Below are 20,208 nucleotides of genomic sequence, written 5' to 3'. Positions count from 1 at the left end.
TTATTATTTATTAATTAATGACGCCTAGCTCTTTGCCAACTCTTTCGTAAACAGCAAGCGCTTCGTCAAGCATTTCTTTCGTATGAGCCGCGGTCGGCATATTGCGTACGCGCCCTTTCCCTTTCGCAACTGTTGGGAAAATGATAGATTTTGCATATACGCCTTCTTCGGCAAGACGACTTGAAAATTGTTGCGTCAGCTTTTCTTCACCAATAATACATGGCGTAATCGGCGTTTCAGAAGCACCGATATTGAAACCAAGCTTAGCAAGCCCTTCTTTCAAGTAATTACCGTTGTCCCATAGTTTGTCATGCAACACTGTAGATTCGGTAATTTTGTCAAGCGCACCCATAATCGCCGCTACATCGCCCGCTGGCAGTGCAGTCGAGAATAGGAATGGACGAGAACGGACTTTCAGCCAATCTATCAATTGCTGAGATCCTGCAACATAGCCACCTACGACGCCGATTGCTTTCGACAATGTACCAATTTGGAAATCAATCTCTTTTTCGAGACCGAAATGCTTCACAGTCCCTTTCCCTTTACCTGTGACGCCTGACCCGTGTGCATCATCTACATACGTGATCAAATCGAACTCTTTAGCAATTTTCACGACTTCTGGAAGATTAGCGATATTGCCATCCATTGAAAACACGCCGTCTGTAATATACATTACTTTTTCATACAAACCTGACTCCGTCGCTTCCTTCGCTTTCGCACGAAGATCATCCATGTCTTGGTGATTGAGACGAATGATTTTTGCACCTGATAGACGGCAGCCGTCAATGATGGAAGCGTGATTCAATTCATCCGAAAGAATCGCATCTTTTTTACCCATGACAGCTGAAATTGCCGCCATATTACAGTTGAATCCTGACTGATAAGAAATTGCCGCTTCCGTCCCTTTAAATGCAGCCAGCTTTTTTTCAAGCTCAATATGAATATCCAGCGTCCCGTTAATTGTTCGAACCGCTCCTGCACCAACACCATATTTAGTCGTTGCTGCAATCGCTAATTGCTTCAAATCTTCGTCCGTTGCGAGACCTAGGTAGTTATTGGAAGACAAGTTTACAAGTTCTTTACCTTTAATTTTAATGATCGGGCCATTCGGACCTTCGACAGGTTCGATTTCGTTGTATAATCCTTGGTTACGAAGATCTTGTAAATTTTCTTGTAAAAATGCATCGAGTACTTTTGACAAAATAATCTTCCTTTCAAACAAATGATGCTTTCATTTTATCACACGATTGGCCCAATCGTATGATAAAGAGCATATTTGTTATGACAATTCCAACAATACCTTTGATTTCGATTCAAATACCGATTGCTTGACAGCTGAATCCATCGTCACTTTCATTTTATTTTCAGCCTGTGCATAAGCCTGCATATAACCCGTAGCATCTAACATAATTTCTTTATAAGTCTCCTGAATCGTTTCAATTTCTTTTTCCGCTTCAGCATCTTCTACACACATAGACACAAGATCGAGTATCTCATCCCCTGGACGCTCGACATCGTAGACATGTGGTAGCGTCGAATCAAATATGCACATCGATAATTCAGGTATTTGAACAAGATCTACGCCGTTAGGATCCAAGCCGCACCAGCCATACAGCACATCAAATCCACGTCTTTCCGCCTCTGCTCCAATCGATTTCATCAGCGTTGATTTCCCCGTACCAGGCAGCCCTTTAATAAGCATTCTTCTCTCCAAACCTTTTGTAATCGAGGGGATAAAATCCTGTGCACCACCAGACGTTAATGAACCGATCAGTCGATGCGAAACAGTCGTTTTCTTGTTCAACCTGATGGTGCCAAATAGTTCTTCTTTCAACGATTCGATTAAGTTTTCATGTTGCTCCCACATCATTCGGTTAATGTTAAGAACTTCCCAATCATCGTGGATTTTCTTTGCAGTTGCGAGTGAGTCTAACGCTTTGCGTAGCGCTACTTCCGCTTCTGTCAAACTTTCGACAATCAATCCGTTTCGTTCACTTAATTTCTTTTCATCGTAAATATCATAAAAACTAATCACACGGTGTCTCCCACCGATTTCCGCAGGTTCTAGGGCAACGGGATGCGATGCTTGTATGAAAAGCAAGTTCGGACCTTTTACAAAAATTGCATCCGTTTTTTCTGGTTGTATAGGGTCCATGAATTTATCAACGTCAAAGCCTCGTTTTACATAATTTGTGGCAGTTTCATGTAAGACTGTTGACAGCATATTTGTAGGTGGGCATTTCAAAAAGAGTGTTTCCGAAGCTGACGCAATTAAGGTATCGTATTTATGGGAGATCCCACATCCTGTATAGGCTGTCCCCATGTATTGGGTTATCGTTCCGTACATGTCGATCATCCTTTCTTTACATACGACTACTCTATGCACGAACAATAAAAAAAAGCACAGCTTACTAGCCTGTGCTTTAAATAACTACTAAAAAGCGGTGGAAGTAATTGTACACATCTACCATTGCCCATTTTTTAATTGTTTTTTTGATGTCATCGTCAATTTTTCACTAAATAGACTAAGAAGACTACCAAGAAACCTATGTCTCGTAGTGCTTCCGGTTATTTTTTCACTTTCGTCGCACTACCTCTTTCAATAAGCTTCGTGTGAATCGTTATTTTCTTACATATTTCCCGTTTCGTTGCGATGCGTTCAAGCAGTAAGTCAACTGCGGCTTCCCCCATGATTTCTGTGTACAACTTCACTGTAGTAAGCGGTGGAACCATGTATTGCGCAGAGGAAACATCATTGAAACCGACGATACTGAGATCCTCTGGAATTTTAACACCTAATTCGTAGGCCGCTTTGTAGCATCCGATTGCTATTGAATCATTTGCGACAAATAGAGCTGTTGGTTTTTCATTTTGGATTAGCATTTCTTTTAAAATCTGGTAGCCATCCTTTGGAGTGTAGCCCCCAATTTTAACGAAATCCTCCTTAAAAATTCCCTTTTCCTTCAAATAGGCTTCAAAAACGTCCTGCCGCAAGTCTTTGAATTCGTTGCCGAACATATCAGTCTCAATACCACCGATAAAGCCAATATTTTCATGGCCAAACTCTACTAAATAGTTAAGTGCATTTTTCGTTGCCGAATTAAAATTAATCACCACCGCGTCAAAAACACTTTCATCAGGATTTGCGTCTACAAACACAGACGGTTTGTCATAGCTCTTAATCAATTCGATATCCGCTTTTTTAAAAGTTCCAAGGCAGATGATTCCGTCTAATTTTGAAAAACTTTTTTTAGTATCATCCTTTGTAATTTTAAAATATTCCACCCCCAGACTTTCAAGTTTTTTTTCTAGTGCTACCCGAATAGAAAGATAGTAGGTATCAACCAATTCCTCTTCAAGTGAATAAGAATAGTAGAGCCCAATGTTCCCCTTCTTTTTCGCCTTTTTCTTTTTCGAGGTGATGACATAGTTTAATTCCTCTGCCGCTTCGAAAACTCGCTTTCTTGTCTCCGGGGTCACATTGAGTGTTTCATCATAATTTAACACTCGAGAAACTGTTGCCATAGAAACCTGCGCTAAGTCTGCTATATCTTTAATCGTCGCCATTTTCCATACCTACTTTGCTCGATTTATTTCTATAATGAAATGAAATCAATTTCAATTTCTACTTCAGGCGGATGCTTTCCATAGGCTTGTTCGCAAAAGCCGTTCTTCGTGACGGCTCTTGCTACACTGCTTCTTTACGGAATTTTTTTAAGAAATTTCAGCTTCGTTTCCGAAATAATAATGGCTACAAGGATTAGTATCGCTCCAATGACCATTTTGCCGGTTAAAACCTCGCTCAAAATAATAACGGAGAATACCATTCCCCAGAATGCCTCTGTTGATAAAATGATTGCCGCCTTTGTTTCGGTTGTGAATTTTTGAGCAACTGTCTGCAGTAAAAAAGCAATCGTGGTGGAGAATACACCCAAATATAAAACAGCCGATACACCTTCAAAGCTTGCTACAAAATTTGTTTCTCCTTTGAAAAGGACTACAATAAGTCCTAACACAGTTGCAGCTGCCATTTGAATTACCGTTAACAGAACAGGGTCTTCGTCCTTTACAAACTGTGCTGTGTAGAAAATATGGAATGCAAATGCTACTGCACATAATAGTGTAAGAAAATCCCCGAAATTGACGCCACCTGACAGCTTTAGTGACAAGACTCCAACGCCAATTATCGCAAGTAATGCACCAGATAACTCAAACTTGTCCATTTTTCGTTTGAAAATGAAAAATGCAATAAACGGTACAATGACCACGTTCACAGCGGTTAAAAAAGCATTTTTGGATGGGGTCGTATACACCAACCCGACCGTTTGTAGAGCAAATGCTAAGTATAAAAAGATTCCAATGATTGACCCTTTAATAATTGTACTTTTTTTGATGTTCTTTAGTTTCTTAAAAAAGACAAGGGTCAACAAAATAACGCCAATAAGGAAACGAATTGCAAGAATTTGGTATGGCGTGAAATGTTCGAGTGCCACTGCACTTGCAACAAATCCACTCCCCCAAATAATAGCAACTACCGCAAGCCCTAGTTCTCCAATATATTTCCGCATTTAATCCTCCACCTACTTACTTTCGATTAACGATAGGAACACACTTGATGTCCAAGTAAAGGAAGTATCAACGAGCCCTTTTCCACTATACGGATCAAAGTTTTCTGCCATACCGCCGATAAGTGTGAGATTTAGATATTTTTCTTTAATTCTTTCTCCAACCTCAGCGTAACCAAAACTCTTTAATGAATCAATGAAAAGATAGGTAACTGGGGCCCAAATCGGTCCAAGCCAGTAACCATTTTCCTTATATAATGGACTTGATGGCATTTCCGTTGCAAATCCATATTTCGTTTCAAAGTTTTTCACAAGGTCCTCTACAAGTTGGTCCATGATTTTTTTATCTAGGCGATATCCGATTAAAACCGGTAAACGCAAAATCAGGCTGGAGCGGATGTCAATTTTCTTAGCATCCTTGCCAACACGACCAAAGAAGCCATTTTCATCATGAAGTCGTTCCATTAATAAGGAGAAAAGTGTGTCTGCTTTTTCAGTAAATTGCTTTGCTTCTTCCTCTTCTCCAAGAAGATTAGCAAATTTCGTTAAAATATCATATGTTCGAATTAAAAAGCTAGCAAGATCTGGTGCCTCAACTGGCATTCCGCTATGGAACAAGGAGGAATTATCCCAACCTGAGTCATTACCGTGCTTATAATGTGGAAGTCTACCTTCATACGTTCGGTATAGATCGAAGTAAAGCATTACTTTTTTAGTAGATTCATAAACCTCTCTTAGACGATTCTCTTCCTTAAAGTAGTCATTCACTTCCATCAATTTTTCATAAGCGTATGCGAAGACTGGTGGTTTAATACAGTTATAAGACACAAACTTATCATTCACAAAGTCTGGATATGCTCCCGATTCATCCTGCGTGTCCATAAAAATCTTCAGCTGAGAATAAGACAGCTCCGGATACTTCGCACCAATATGTAACGCATTAAAGCAATTGTCCCAAGACCAGATGTTATACATCCAAAGCTTTGACATATACATGGCATAATTTTTTAATAATCCATCCGGGTGAACGATGCTTGACCAAGTAATATAGGCCGCACGATCAATTGAGGATTGGTATACTTCATTTTTCTCGGTATTATTTTCAACCCACTCCTGATAGAGTTGCTCAACCTTTTCTTTTCCTGCTTGAAAACTTGCATACTCTTTCGGTTTAAAAACGGTGCGATAGCTTTCAATAACAAAGTGCCCATTACTCATACGAATGTCGATATAATCATTGCCAATCACATTCCACGGCGCGTCAACAGACATCACACCCGAAAGCTTGCTGATCATCAGCTTTAATTCCTTCGGATAAATATGATATTCATACATGCCATCCTCATATTCGTGAAGGGTATCGTACTTCACTTTACTAGCTTGTAAACGAACTTCAACCCCACTTGCCTCAATATGAAGCTCATCTTCTTCCGGAATAATGATTTCTGCATATTTCTCAATATCTTTCACTAAATAAAAGCGCAAGGACGTTTCTGTAGCGGCGATGTCAAATTCTTGTTCAATGCCATCCTGTAACAGATCCAATTTAAATAATTTTGATGGTGCATCATCTCCACCATGAACATCACGTATATAAATTTCCTTTGTATCCTTTTCCTTTGATACACAAAAATAAGAACCAAATCGAGAAAAAGGGATTTCTTTTATATTTAATTTCATAGGCTTTTGCTCCTTTTTTAACTTGAATCAGCAGATGTCCCCTACTTCAATAAGCGGCGGGAAGGATGCCGGATTGCACTTCAAAATCAGAGGAAGCCTGAACTCCCTGCCGAACAGTAGAACGCAAGCTAAGTTCGCCACGTCCTGCGGGAACGCCTGCATGACCTGCATCGTGCAGGCCCAAGCCTCCGGCGAATGTCATAGATTTTCAGAGGAACTTAAGAAGGCAGTCTAGGTGCGCGACGTCCTGTCGCAACGACTGCATGACCTACTTCCTGTAGGCCTCAAGCTCGAAAAAAAATCTGGACGCAATTACGCCGAGGCGTAATTGATCGAAATAAGAAGCAGGGTTTCCCCTGCTTACTTCTTACTGGGCCGTGAAAAATTTACTTTCTTCCACTAGACTACTCTTGTCTATTTTTCTAATTTCAAATTGAAGATGGAAATCCTCAATTACAGTTCTGTACGGAGGTAACTGTTCCTCACCACAACTATTACTTCCCACACCACTTTGCTTGAAATCAATCGTCAACACTGTAAATGGTGACTTCTTAATATTACCGCGGTGCTTGGCTTCTTCAAGCGCACTTGTTTCGTAATCACGGATTGTAAAATCATACGTTTCTTTAAAATTAACTAGGTATGCTTGCTCATCATTAGCTACAGCTAGGAAAGAAGTATCGCAGCGTGAACCATTTTCCTGTGGGTATACATAATCTGTATGCATGTCTTGAATCGTTTTGTTATATAAACCAATTGGTTGACTACGTTTTGTATCCTGGTACGATTCAGAATCACCGCGTCCATACCAAGTAACTTTGTTGTAGTCCTCGTTAAGATGCATCGTAACGCCAATTCGTGGCAGTATTTCTGGAATTTCATGGCCTCGTAATACCTTTTCACCTTGTAAATCAATATTTAGGGCACCATTTTTCGTCACACGATAATGATATGTTAGGTGGAAGCCCCATGCCTGGTTCACAGTAGATAAAAACTTCGTGATCTTCACATCTACATAATCTGCTGTCACTTCGTAAGTAACATCTGCTAATTGTTCTTTGGTATTTTTAAGGAAATATTTATTAATCCAGTCATCCTTTTTGTACATATCATTGTCGATAATCGCTCTCCAAAGGGTAACTTCGGGTCCTTTGTTAATAATTTCTTCCCCTTCAGATTTGAAAGATTCAAGTGTTCCATACACATTTGAGAAAACAGCCTCGAACCGGTCATTCTCAATTGTGAGCTGAGCACCTTCATCCTTAATTACAAAGTCAGATCCTGTTGAAGTGACAGACTTTACTTCTTTTTCAATTTTTGTAGATTCTAATAAAAAGCTTTCTTTTGTAATCTCATGACCTTTTTCCACATAGCGAGTATCTTCAGTCTCCTGATAGCTTAAGTAGATTCGAACATCGTCATGCTGGGCAGCTTTTACTACATCTACTGGCAAAGTAATATCCAACGATTCATGTGCTTGGATATTTGGTAACTTCATTTCATTTTCTTCGATAAGTGTACCGATTGATTTTACTTCCATACGAAGGGTCACTCCGCTCAGGTTTTTAAAATCGTATAAATTCTTAATACGGATTTTTCCTTCAGCTATGTTTACTTCCTCAGTGACAATCGGTTCAACCACTTTTTTGTATTCCAAAAGTCCTGGTGACGGAGTTCTATCCGGGAATACAAGTCCATCAATACAGAAGTTGCCGTTTGTCGGGAAGTCACCATAATCTCCACCATATAAATAGTAGGTTTCGCCATTGTCGTTTGTCGTTTCAATTCCATGATCACACCATTCCCAGATGAAGCCACCTTGCAATCTAGGATATTTTCTCATGATTTGTTGATATTCCGTTAAGCCGCCAGGGCCAGTCCCCATTGCATGTCCATATTCGCATAAAATATGAGGCTTCTTGCCTTCTTCATCCTTACCGATTTCTTCAAGTCGGTTTAAGCGCGTGTACATCGTCGTGTAAACATCACTGTATGCCGCATTTCTGTCTCCCTCATAATGTACTAATCTAGTAGAATCAATCGCCTTGATGGCATTGTACATTGCAGTAAAGTTTCTACCAGCGCCTGATTCATTTCCTAGTGACCACATGATGATACTTGGATGGTTACGGTCTCTTTTCACCATACGTACTGCTCGATCTACATATTGCTTTTCCCATAGTTCATTGTCAGAAATCCAATTGTAATTTCCGGTATTTTCAAAACCATGACATTCAAGGTCTGCTTCATTAATAACGTAAAGACCATATTCATCACATAAATCATAGAACACATCATTATTTGGATAGTGCGCTGAACGAACAGCATTAATATTGTACTGTTTCATCATTTTAATATCCTTAAGCATATCGTCGTAACTTACTGTTCTACCTGTCTTTGGATGTGCGTCGTGGCGATTCACCCCATTAAAGAAAATCCGCTTTCCATTCACACGAATTTCGTTGTCAATAACCTCAATGGCACGGAAACCTATACGTAGTGGCACAATTTCCTTTCCATCTAACAAGTTATACTCGAGAAGAAGTGTATATAGGTTCGGCTCCTCTGCATTCCATAAAAGTGGTTTTTCTTGGATTCTACTCACTTCGAATTTCCCGTCAACCACTTCCATGTCAAACTGATCGACTTGTTCGTCATGATGGTAAAGCGTAGCAACTACTTCATTTATTTGGTCTGTTAAAAACGCTCCACCAATTTTCAATGTGAAATTCTCGTAGTTTTCATCAGGCACTGTTTCAACATGAACATCCCAAAGCGTATTTTTGTTAATGGTAAACAGTTCAACGCTTCTAAAGATACCCGAAAGCCACCACATATCTTGGTCTTCTAAATACGTTCCATCTGAAAATTGATAGACTCTTACAGTAAGACGGTTACTTCCTTCCTTCACATATGCCGTAATATCAAATTCGGACGGCACTCTTGATACTTTGCTATAACCAACATGTTGTCCGTTTATGTACACATCAAATGCAGAATCTACACCATTAAATTTTAAAATAAGCGCTTCACCGTCAGTTACATCGGAAACAACAAGCTCTCTAAAATAGATGCCAGTCGGATTTTCTTGCGGCACAAACGGTGGATTGATGGCAAACGGATACAAAACATCTGTATAATGCATATTTCCATAGCCTTTAATTTGCCAACTTGAAGGAACTTCCATATCGTCTAACCCGTCAATGCTGAAGTCCTCTTTTTCAAATCCTTGCGGTGACAGCTCCGGTGCATCTACAAATAAGAATTTCCACGTTCCATCTAGCAATGAATACCCTTTACTTTTTTCTTTACTAAACATTTGTGCGTTGTCCATCGTTTCATATCTATAAAAATCGGTATGAGCAGGGAGTCTATTGATTCCCGTTAGATGGATATTTTCCCATTTTTTCATTTCTCGACGCATTTTATCTTCCCCCATATAACACTATGATATTTTTTTGTTTATTTAATGGACCCACTAATTCCTTCGACGATGTATTTTTGTGCGATCAGGAACATAATAACTGGCGGAATAACCATGACTAATGTAATTGACATAATCGGTAAAATTTGAAGATCATGAACTCCTTTAAACGCTGCGAGTCCTAGTGCCAATGTATATTTTGATTGGTCTTGAAGATAAATTAATGGACCAAGGTAGTCATTCCATACGGACAAAACATTTAGAACTGCAATTAAGATCAGCGGAGCTTTCATAATCGGTACGAATATTTTGAAGAAAATTTGGAATTCGTTTGCCCCATCAATGCGGGCTGCATTTTCAAGATCCTTTGGTATACTCATTAGGAATTGTCTTAACAAAAAGATGTAATAAGCTGATCCAAAAAATGCTGGGACGATTAACGGCTTTAATGTGTTAATCCAACCGAACATATTGAATTCCATATATAACGGGATCATCGTAACATCCCAAGGAATCATCATTGTCGCAAGCATTAGGATGAATAGAAGATTTTTATACTTAAAGTCAAACCTAGCAAACCCATAAGCAACTAATGAACAGGAAATAAGTTGACCAAGCGTTGTCATTACCGTAACAATGACGGAATTCTTTAAATAGACGCCGAACGGTTGACTTTTCCATGCATCTACAAAGTTATGCCATTGCAAACTTTCCGGGAAAATTTTTGGGGGATAACTAAATACTTCTGTTTCTGTTTTTAATGCTGAAAGGACTACCCAGACAAACGGTAATAAGAAGTATAATGAAAATATCCCTAGAAGACCGAATATGATAATTTTATATCCTTTTGACATCTTCATTTTTTCTTCTTCCCTTCTTTTTTCACTTCATTTTCATAAAATACCCATGTAGAAGATGTTTTGAAGATGAGCGCTGTTAGTATTAAAATAACGATGAACATAAACCATGCATTTGCACTTGCATAACCTAATTGATGATGTTTAAATGCATTATTATACACGTATAATCCATAGAAATAAGTTGATTTTAAAGGACCGCCGCCGGTCAGTAGTAATACCAAGGCCAACTGTTGTAACGCTCCGATAACGGACGTAATAACGTTAAACAAAATTGTAGGTGTAATACTTGGAATCGTAATGCTGATAAACTGACGTAATGGTCCTGCGCCATCAATCGCAGCAGCTTCATACAATTCTGAAGGAATCCCTTTTATATCGGTATAAAAAATTAACATCATAATACCGACGCCCCAGGCACTCGCTATTATGATTGTGAAGATTGCCCACTTCGGATCTACAAGCCACTTTGGACCCTCGATCCCAATTACCGAAAGCAAATAATTTAAAATTCCATATTCAGAGTTGAAAATCCATCCCCAAATGATTGAAATCGCTACACCCGAAACAACTGCTGGTAAATAAAAGATTGTGCGGAAAAATTTCATCCCTTTTAGCGGCTGCGTAATAAGCAATGCTAAAATTAATGCAATCGCCAAATTCAGTGGCACAAAAATCGCAGCAAATTTAAACGTAATCAATATTGATTTATAAAACTGTGGGTCCTCAGTAAACATTGTTTTGTAATTATCAAATCCAACAAACGTTGGTTCACTCGTGATTGGCCAATTAAAAAAGCTCATAATTAGCGAAAAAATAAGTGGTCCTAAGGTAAACACTAAAAATCCAATAATCCACGGCATTATAAATAAATAGGGCACTTTTCTATTTATGAGCTGATAACTCTTCTTTTTCTCAGTTATATTTTGCATAAGATGTCCCCTTCGTCAGATTAGAAAATATGGTAAAGCACTTACAAGGTGCTTTACCACATCAAAGAATGATATTTTTACTTCGCTACATTACCTAATGCCTCTTTCGGATCCAATAATGTACTTGGATTCAACATGGACTCAAACGTGAATTTCAAATCCTCAGACATTTGACTCCAATTTTTAACGATAAATGATGCAGGTGTATATCCATCACTCTGTTCAAGCATCGTATAGAACACACTTTTCAATTCATCATGTTCAAGTTGTTCGCTTTCTACAACTGATTTTAAAACAGGTAGCTCAAAGCCGATTCTTTCCTTATTCGCTTCTTCATTTGTCCAGAATTTGATAAATTCGAATGCCTCATCTTTATGTTTTGAATTTTTATAGATAGAAACACCTGAAGAACTTAAAATACTGACGCTTTTTTTGTCTTTAAATGACGGTAATTCCACCACGCCATAGTCAATGCCCGCTTCTTTTAATGGTGTTAATCCCCATGCACCATAGACAAACATAGCAACTTTACCAGATTTCATTTCTGTTGACCCAGAACCTTCTGTCGTGATGGCATAGCCATCCTTCGCCATGTTCTGGAACATTTCAAATACTTCTACTGATTCCTTGGAATCAACATTACCTTTTAAATTTCCCTCTTCATCGACATAAGATGTGTTATTACTCCATAGGAACATTTCGAAATCATATGGATCAGGCTTTCCAGAAAACGCGAAACCGCTTACTTTTGAATCCTTGTTTGCTACTTTCTTAGCTGTTTCTTGAAGATCTTCCCAAGTCCAACCCGATTTTGGATAATCAACACCCGCCTCGTCAAACAGCGCTTTGTTGTAATAAACAACGTGTGTAGTATAGCCAACTGGTAATCCTAAAATTTGTCCATCTGCTGAATTGTAGTTCCATAGCGTTTCATAGAAATTATCTTTAAACTCTGCGCCTTCTTTTTCAAGGTAAGTATCAAGTGGCTCTAGCGCATCCTTATATTGTGGGTAGTTCCACATATACATAATATCCGGGGCATCTTTTGCACCCATACCTGCTGTAATTTTCGTGTCATATTCACTGCCATAAGACTCCAAAACCACTTTAATTTTGTCTTGTGATGCATTGAATTTATCGATCATATCTTGTTGTAAGTTAACATCATCGCCAACATCCCAAGTAGCAAAGCGGAGTTTAACTTTACCATCTTGTGTAGTATCACCTTTCTCCCCAGCTGATGAACTACACCCCACTAATAGCAACGTAACTGCAAGAAATAAAAAGAAAACAGATTTAATTTTCGATAACTTCATAATATTCCTCCCCCTTCTTGAACACCTTCATTATATTCTGACTTTTACTAAAAGTAAATATAATTTTAATAATTTTTAGTAAAATAAAATTGAGGAGAAAGTTTTCAGGAGCTGCTATATCAAAAAAAGTATCCTTTTAATGGATACTTTTTCTTCAAGTATGATTAATAGTGTTAGAATGAAGCTATTCCACTTCAAATGTCCCATTTTTCGAGGGAGTTTTTCCTGATTTTCCAACAAAATAGTTCAATTCAAAAATCCAAATATCCACTGATAGTTGGTTTTACTAAAATAATGGGTCTACCATTACTTCACATGCCCTAAATGACATTATAGACGACGATCATTTGATCTCTTCAATCAAACCGGAGACTAATTATTCAATCAAATGATCATAGTATGATTGGCAAAAAATTGAAGAGTCTCCCACCCGCGCTTTGCGTCGAGGAAGGAGACTCTTAAACTGAGCGATTAATGTAAAAACTGCTCATCTTCTTCACCTAGTATTTTCATCAGTAATTTCCGACTTTGGGGCAATGTATAATGAACCATTTGACCTAAGAATAATGCAATCAGTACTGTACCAATCCCAATAGGTCCTCCAAATAACCAACCGACAATCGCGACAATGACTTCGAGAGTCGTTCGTACTTTCTTCACACTGGCTCCCGTCTTTTCAACAAGGACGAGCATCAAACTATCTCGTGGTCCCGCACCTATATTAGGTGAAATATAGAGACCAGCACCACACCCCATCACAATAACACCTAATGTAAAGATAACCGTTTGTGCACCAAATGAAGTGAAATCCGGTAACAACCAGTTAAATAGGTCGATAAAGATACCAAGTAACAGCATATTTAGCCAGGTGCCAATTTTCGGCCACGCTTTCAATACAGCCGCCGTTGCAATGACAATAAGGAATCCAGTAATGATTCCCCACGTACCAATGGTCAAACCGAAATGCTGATATAATCCGACATGAAGCACATCCCAAGGCCCTATCCCTAGTTTCTGTCCTTTAATAGTCATTGAAATTCCAAGGGACACAACCAGTAGACCGATAAAATAAAACGCCCAGCGCCATAGTAAAATCTTTCTCATACAAATCCTTCTCTCTACACGTAAAAGAACATTCATGCCTATTCCGCATGAATGTTACGTTTTCAATCTATCCATTATAACATGTTCATTGCCTACTAAACTAGATATAACATGCCATATTTTGTGTCATCCGCAAGACGTAGCCTAACTATCTTTTACAATATCGCAAAATACAGCCTCTGTGACACGTGCCAACTCTTCTGGAACTAACTTCATCTGTAGCCCCACTTTCCCTGCACTCACAATCATCATACGTATGCTTTGCGCAGACTCATCGATGAACGTCGGGTAGTTTTTCTTCATGCTAACTGCAGAACAGCCCCCGCGCACATAGCCCGTTTCTTTCATTAAATCTTTCACAGGTAGCATATCTAACTTTTTCACCCCAGCAGCCTTTGCCGCTTTTTTCAAATCAAGTTCAAGCGCCACCGGTATTAAGAAGACAAATAACTCCCGCGGACCCGCCATTGTCACTAGTGTTTTGAAGACACTTTCTACTTCTTGACCCGTTTTTTCAGCAACAGAAACACCGTCTAACAAGCCATCCGTCACATCATATTCCATTAGTTCGTAGTGAATCCCTAGACCATCCAACAGCCTAACTGCATTGGTCTTCGCCGCTCGACTCTGTTTTGCCATAATTCTCCCCCCCTTATCTGATAGAAAAGGCCACCCCACGGGGTGACCTTTTACAATCATTACATAACTTTCGAAAAGTTTGGTTCGCCAATTTCATAACCATTCCGCTTGGCTTCTACCTGAAAAGAATACGCTGAAATCATTTGTTCAAAGCGTTTTTGCATCATAAATTTTTCCCGATCAAAGCCTGGCGGTATTTCGTAGAATACCCTTTTTCCAGTTTTGATTTCCTCGTTTGCCATCTCTACTTCGAATTCTGATTGCGCCAATTTCTGTAACGCAATTTGCGTTTCTACCTGCATAATCTTTGCAGACGCTGTGGCTACAAGTTGATGATCTATAATTGTTGGTTCCGGCACAGAAATGGCAGTTGCTCGCACATCCCGCCAAAGATCTATGGTTTCCTCAAGCGTTTTACCAATCGGAAGTACAACTTTCTTCATTTGCCCCGCATTAAGCTCCGGTAATGCACGCTTTTCAGGTTGAATGAGTTGCGGTTCGTCTTTCCCTATTAATAAAGCCTCCAGTTTTTCCACTAGCTCTTGATTGCGTCCATTGTACTGCAAACTACGATTATAAGCACTTTCAGCATTTTTACGCCGAATTGCATCATAGCGTTGCAAATGATCACCCGCCGATGTGGATACCATTACAGTATTCATGTGCCTTCACCACCTTACGATTTTTCTATTCCTCCTAGTATACACATTTTAATTTTCCAAATAAATCCGTCAAAAGGTCAAAAGTCTCATTTCTCGAACAGCTTCTTTAGTGCATCTGCCATAGCTGTGTTTTCTGGTTCTTCTTGCCTATTTAAGAACTTCTGAACATCTCGCTTATCCGCTTTCTTCCCGCCCGAGTTGCCACGACGTTTTTCAAATGCAGACAGCTTTTCGCGGTGGCCACATTTACACACAAAAATCTTGCCGTCGCCTTCCCCGCGCAACTCCAATTTCTTTTTGCACACTGGACATCTTGCGTTTGTCAGCGTCGAGACATTTTTTCGGTGTCCACACTCCCGATCCTGACAAACAAGCATTTTTCCACGCTTGCCGTTCACTTCTAGCAACTGTTTTCCACAATCCGGGCAAGTTTTCCCTGTTACGTTATCATGTTTGAATTTTTTATCATCTGTTTTAATTTCTGTCACAGTACGTTTTGAAAAATCGATCATATCTTTCATGAACGCCGACTTTTTCATCTGCCCATTGGCGATTTTGGTTAGCCCTTGTTCCCATTCCGCAGTGAGTGCGGGTGATTTCAAATCTTCCGGAACAAGTTCGAGCAACTGGCGCCCTTTTGATGTCGTGTAAATATCGTTGCCTTTTTTCTCCATAACAAACGAGTTGAATAATCGTTCGATGACATCCGCACGTGTTGCAACCGTTCCAAGTCCACCCGTTTCACCAATTGTTTTGATGAGCTCTTTCGACTCACCTTGCATGAATTGTGCAGGGTTTTCCATTGCGGCAAGCAATGTTCCTTCGTTAAAGCGTGCAGGTGGCTTCGTTTTTCCCTCTGTCATAACAATGGCGCGAATTCCCACTTCTTCACCTTTTTTGAATGAAGGAAGCATGTCCGTATCTGCTTCTTGTTCTTCTGACGAATAAACCTTTTTCCAACCTTCATCAGTAATGGTGCGACCTTTCGCCTTGAACATTTCTCCGCCTACCACAAGTTCCGCCGTCACTTGGTCATAACGGAACGAACCGAAGAAGACAGCAAGGAAACGTTTGACGATTAAATCATATAAACGTTGCTCTTTATCAGATAAACTCTGAAGAATCGGCGTTTCCTCTGTCGGAATGATGGCATGGTGATCCGATACTCGTTTGTCATCGATAACACCCTTCTGTGGCTTAATGCTCCCTGAACGCAATAGCGTGTTGACCGCTTTACGGTATGGCCCAATATCCACAGCTTTAATACGTTCTTTTAAAGTGCCCTCCATATCAGAAGTTAAATGCTTCGAATCTGTACGTGGGTAAGTCACCGCTTTATGGCGTTCATATAAATTTTGCAATGTCGATAGCGTCTCTTTGGCCGACCACGACCAACGACGATGCGCTTCTTTTTGCAACTCCGTCAAATCAAATAAATGTGGTGCTGGCTGCGATTTTGGCGTCGTTTTTACATCTGTCACTTTCCCTGTACGGGCCCCGTCAAGCTTGCCCATCAACTTCTCAACCGTGTCTTTATCAAATGACTGCGTCTGACCTGCTTTGTCATGCCAAGTGAACTTTGCCGTTTCCGTTAATGCCTGCATACCATAGAACGTTTTTGGCTTAAAGTCACGAATTTGCTTTTCACGTTCCGCAATCATCGCAAGCGTTGGCGTCTGCACGCGTCCCGTTGACAATTGCGCATTGTATTTCACTGTCAGCGCCCGCGTTGCATTAATACCTACAACCCAGTCTGCTTCTGCACGCGCAACCGCCGCCTCATATAGATTTTCATATGCACGGCCGTCTTTCAAATTGTTAAAGCCATCTTTAATAGCTTTATCCGTAACGGATGAAATCCACAAACGTTTCACAGGTTTACGAACTTTCGCCTGCTCTAAAATCCAGCGTGCCACAAGCTCCCCTTCACGTCCCGCATCTGTCGCGATAATAACGTCTTTGACATCAGTGCGCTTGAGTTGCGCTTTCACCGCATTGAACTGCTTCGATGTTTGACGAATCGGCACAAGCTTGAATGGCTCCGGAATAATCGGCAAATGTTCAAGCTTCCACTCTTTAAATTCGCTGCCATACCCTTCTGGATCTGCGTGCGTCACAAGATGGCCTAGTGCCCACGTGACAATATAGTTTGTTCCCTCTAGAAATCCGTTTCCTTTTTTATTGCAGCCGAGCACTCGCGCAATATCGCGTGCTACGGACGGCTTCTCAGCTAATACAAGTGATTTAGACATAAAAAAATCCCCTTTCCTCATTCATCGATTATATAGGAAAATCGGGTTGTGCGCTTGTTGGTCACCATTTCAACCTAGGTAACAGCAATGGATTCAAATCAAAAAAGCGAGGGTTGGCTTGGAGTAAAAAGAAGAATAAGCGAAGTTTATGGGGCTTACAAAAGATACTATAATGTGAGGGTTTGCGAATGCATACGACCTTTTTCGCGCGAAAGATACATAAGCCTTCCTGTCTGCGACGCAGGAGGGCTTATGTATGTATCCATCCTCATCAAACATTGGACAATCACCGTCAAATCTAATTAATGGCCTAACATCAAAAAGGTGTGTACACATTCTCCTTTCAACTAACATTACTTGTTAAATCAGTGGGCGTTTTTACATAAACTCTTTTGCATGAGATATGTTGAACTGCAACCTAAATATAGCACATTTCAAATAGATTGAGTATTACGAAAAAATGTTATAAATCAAGACTTTTTTCTACTTTTAAAGACCCTAAATACAGCAAATCTTTGCGGAAAGACAAAGATTCGATAAAAAACGATGAATGAAGCCCTTTTTGCAGGAGGAAAACGAGTGAATTTACAGTTTTCTTTTATTTTCGTGCTTGACCAGGTCGAATTACAATTATATTATGAGTAGTATAAGGACTATTTAGAATTAAAAGCAAATAAACCAGTCCTAATTACCTTCCTGCGGTTTCAGAAAGTAGGAGAGTCATATGCATGTCGGGAAAAGATTAAAAGAACTACGAAACTCAAAGAACATGACACAGGCCACAGTCAGTCATGATATTACCTCTACACCTCATTACAGCAATATCGAGGGAGGTCATTTTGCAACTTCGCAAGAGATATTAGTTTTACTAGCAAAACGACTATCCGTTCCCTCTGGCTATTTAACAAATGGATATGTAATCGATAAAAAAATGACAGTACTGTTAGCACAATATGAGGATATTTTAAATGCAGATCGATTGGAAGATGCATTATCTCTTCGTGAAAAACATGAAAAGTGCCTTACGCATATCCAGTCATTACATCAGGAATTATACTTTAGGTTACTAAGATGTCTTGAATTTTTTAAAGCTGAGGACTTTGGAAGTTTTAAGCAGTACTATATGAACAAAATTGCCCCCTCAGTAGATCAGGATGCCTTACATAATTTAAACACGAGGATTCGTGAAAAGTATAATTATATTTCCGGATTATATTATTATATTACCAGCAACTATCAGGGATGCATTCCTTTCTTTATTCATGTTTTAAAAACAAATGAAGATACTTTGCTCCAAGCACGACTCAATTTCAATGTTGCATTAGCCTATTTCCGTCTCTATCGTTATGCTGAGGCACTTGTTTTTGCAGAAAAGTCCAAATCGCTTCATTTGAATTCACATAACTGGGAAAAAACAGCCGAATGTTATAACTTAATGGCCATTCTCCATCGAACAACAAAGGATTATGAAGCTGCAGAAATGTATATCCAAAAAGGCTTCAACATTTTAGAACATGATGTTACTAAAAGAACCTACCTGATTCTTTTACATAATCTAACACTGATTCACAGAGATAAAGGAGATTATCACCAGGCCTTGGTAGTAATCGATAATTGTATTGTATTGAAGAAAGAACATAACCTTGGAAATTTGTTCATGTCCTATTGGGTAAGGTTGGAATTATTATTAGAATTAAAAGCCTACGACGAGGTACAAAGTAATATTGAACTCACGCGATCCGCTTGTCATTCCGAAGAAGACAAAATCAATTTACAGGTCACTGAAGGGAAAGTATATTACTTACAAGGTCGTTATGCTGATTATGAAAAGCTTACACAACTCAGTATCGACTACTACTTCAAACATGAACATTGGAAGTATTTGCAGGAATTAGCCAAGGAATTCGCTGAATACTACGCCCAAAAAAAGCAATACAAAAAGGCGTACGAACTTCATAAATTGTGTTTACATGCAACAAAAAGTATATACGGGGAGTTGTAATATCTATGAAAAAGTTTTTAAGCACTGTTCTATTAGTATCTGTTATTTCAATCGTTTCAGCGCCAAACATCACACCTTATCAAGATGAAGTGAACCACCCTCAAAAGACAGCAATGGCTTCAACCATTCATCAAGCATAAAATCAAACCCCGCCGCCACACCCATTTTCTTCTGGGTGTGACGGCGGGGTTTATACGTATATTATTATTTTTCATCCAATACATCTTTCGATAAACCTTGACTCATTTCCGCATATTTCACAAAAACCCTTGCAAGTTCCCGCAAGCGGTTATGCACGTCGTCATCTATGATTGTATTATCCTTATCGAAATGACTCATATGTGTATAGACATAATTCGGTGTCACAAGACAGCGGAAGTAGTCCAAAATGGGCTTCAACTGGTTCTCGATGACGAGATGATGTTGGTATGTACCACCGTTTGCGACGATAGATACCGGTTTGTAACGCATCGTATGTGGATGCAGCATATCGAAAGCATTTTTTAACACACCTGGGATTGACCCCTGAAAAATGGGTGATGCCAGGATATAGCCGTCTGCTTCTTCAAACTTTTTGACAAGCTGCTGCATGTCGTCGTTATATTCACATAGCGGACGCCCATCGACAATTTGATGCTTATAGTCTGCAAAGTTTAAGTACTCTAGTTCATAACCGCAACCGGTTTCTTCAATATATCCTTTTACAGTTTCGAGAACAACACCTGTTTTGCTGCCGATAATGGTCCCGTCCACAAACAAAACTTTCAATGACAAT

General features: G+C 39.5%; 16 protein-coding genes. 2 read left to right on the top strand and 14 right to left on the bottom strand.

Features of this window, described 5'->3' with window-relative positions; translation table 11 throughout:
• Positions 1-10: 10 nt before the first annotated feature.
• The 13 genes from ACIQ0H_RS07655 to ACIQ0H_RS07595 form a co-directional block, all read right to left on the bottom strand.
• Positions 11-1,201, bottom strand: coding sequence for a glycine C-acetyltransferase (locus ACIQ0H_RS07655; RefSeq protein WP_403413004.1), 1,191 nt, complete (start codon positions 1,199-1,201; stop codon positions 11-13).
• A 78-nt stretch (positions 1,202-1,279) separates the two neighbouring features.
• Positions 1,280-2,347 (bottom strand): hypothetical protein, encoded by a 1,068-nt coding sequence (locus ACIQ0H_RS07650; RefSeq protein ID WP_403413002.1) that lies wholly within the window; start codon positions 2,345-2,347, stop codon positions 1,280-1,282.
• A gap of 221 nt (positions 2,348-2,568) precedes the next feature.
• Positions 2,569-3,567 (bottom strand): LacI family DNA-binding transcriptional regulator, encoded by a 999-nt coding sequence (locus ACIQ0H_RS07645; protein WP_403413000.1) that lies wholly within the window; start codon positions 3,565-3,567, stop codon positions 2,569-2,571.
• Positions 3,568-3,701: 134 nt separating this feature from the next.
• Positions 3,702-4,568: a DMT family transporter gene (locus tag ACIQ0H_RS07640; RefSeq protein WP_403412998.1), complete on the bottom strand. Its 867-nt coding sequence runs from the start codon at positions 4,566-4,568 to the stop codon at positions 3,702-3,704.
• 12 nt (positions 4,569-4,580) lie between these two features.
• The gene (locus ACIQ0H_RS07635; RefSeq protein ID WP_403412996.1) at positions 4,581-6,245 is read right to left on the bottom strand and encodes an amylo-alpha-1,6-glucosidase; all 1,665 of its coding nucleotides are present in this window, start codon (positions 6,243-6,245) and stop codon (positions 4,581-4,583) included.
• 367 nt (positions 6,246-6,612) lie between these two features.
• Positions 6,613-9,669 carry a glycoside hydrolase family 2 TIM barrel-domain containing protein gene (locus ACIQ0H_RS07630; protein WP_403412994.1) on the bottom strand — a complete coding sequence of 1,019 codons (3,057 nt, stop codon included), beginning with the start codon at positions 9,667-9,669 and terminating at the stop codon, positions 6,613-6,615.
• 38 nt (positions 9,670-9,707) lie between these two features.
• Positions 9,708-10,529 (bottom strand): carbohydrate ABC transporter permease, encoded by an 822-nt coding sequence (locus ACIQ0H_RS07625; RefSeq protein ID WP_403412992.1) that lies wholly within the window; start codon positions 10,527-10,529, stop codon positions 9,708-9,710.
• Positions 10,526-11,458 carry a carbohydrate ABC transporter permease gene (locus tag ACIQ0H_RS07620; protein ID WP_403412990.1) on the bottom strand — a complete coding sequence of 311 codons (933 nt, stop codon included), beginning with the start codon at positions 11,456-11,458 and terminating at the stop codon, positions 10,526-10,528. The genes ACIQ0H_RS07625 and ACIQ0H_RS07620 overlap by 4 nt, the downstream gene beginning before the upstream one ends.
• A 77-nt stretch (positions 11,459-11,535) precedes the next feature.
• Positions 11,536-12,774 carry an ABC transporter substrate-binding protein gene (locus ACIQ0H_RS07615; RefSeq protein WP_403412988.1) on the bottom strand — a complete coding sequence of 413 codons (1,239 nt, stop codon included), beginning with the start codon at positions 12,772-12,774 and terminating at the stop codon, positions 11,536-11,538.
• Between the two features lie 471 nt (positions 12,775-13,245).
• Positions 13,246-13,878 carry a YczE/YyaS/YitT family protein gene (locus tag ACIQ0H_RS07610; RefSeq protein ID WP_403412986.1) on the bottom strand — a complete coding sequence of 211 codons (633 nt, stop codon included), beginning with the start codon at positions 13,876-13,878 and terminating at the stop codon, positions 13,246-13,248.
• 144 nt (positions 13,879-14,022) lie between these two features.
• Positions 14,023-14,517 carry a Cys-tRNA(Pro) deacylase gene (gene ybaK, locus ACIQ0H_RS07605; protein ID WP_403412985.1) on the bottom strand — a complete coding sequence of 165 codons (495 nt, stop codon included), beginning with the start codon at positions 14,515-14,517 and terminating at the stop codon, positions 14,023-14,025.
• Between the two features lie 59 nt (positions 14,518-14,576).
• Entirely contained in the window at positions 14,577-15,179 is a 603-nt protein-coding gene (locus ACIQ0H_RS07600; protein WP_403412983.1) for a hypothetical protein, read from the bottom strand.
• Between the two features lie 86 nt (positions 15,180-15,265).
• On the bottom strand, positions 15,266-17,431 hold the full coding sequence (locus ACIQ0H_RS07595) for a DNA topoisomerase III (protein WP_403412981.1): 2,166 nt from the start codon (positions 17,429-17,431) through the stop codon (positions 15,266-15,268).
• Positions 17,432-18,155: 724 nt separating this feature from the next.
• Here ACIQ0H_RS07595 and ACIQ0H_RS07590 point away from each other — a divergent pair.
• Both ACIQ0H_RS07590 and ACIQ0H_RS07585 read left to right on the top strand, forming a co-directional pair.
• Complete coding sequence (locus tag ACIQ0H_RS07590) at positions 18,156-19,433, top strand: tetratricopeptide repeat protein (protein ID WP_403412979.1); 1,278 nt, start codon at positions 18,156-18,158, stop codon at positions 19,431-19,433.
• Between the two features lie 5 nt (positions 19,434-19,438).
• A complete protein-coding gene (locus ACIQ0H_RS07585) occupies positions 19,439-19,573 on the top strand; it encodes a hypothetical protein (RefSeq protein ID WP_403412978.1) in 135 nt (44 codons plus the stop codon).
• Between the two features lie 64 nt (positions 19,574-19,637).
• On the opposite strand, the gene ACIQ0H_RS07580 is transcribed toward ACIQ0H_RS07585, so the two are convergent.
• The gene (locus ACIQ0H_RS07580) at positions 19,638-20,201 is read right to left on the bottom strand and encodes an NADPH-dependent FMN reductase (protein WP_403412977.1); all 564 of its coding nucleotides are present in this window, start codon (positions 20,199-20,201) and stop codon (positions 19,638-19,640) included.
• Positions 20,202-20,208 lie beyond the last annotated feature (7 nt).

The sequence above is a fragment of the Sporosarcina sp. NPDC096371 genome (genome assembly GCF_044762865.1).
Lineage (GTDB): Bacteria > Bacillota > Bacilli > Bacillales_A > Planococcaceae > Sporosarcina.
This window is presented reverse-complemented; position numbering and strand designations above follow the sequence as displayed.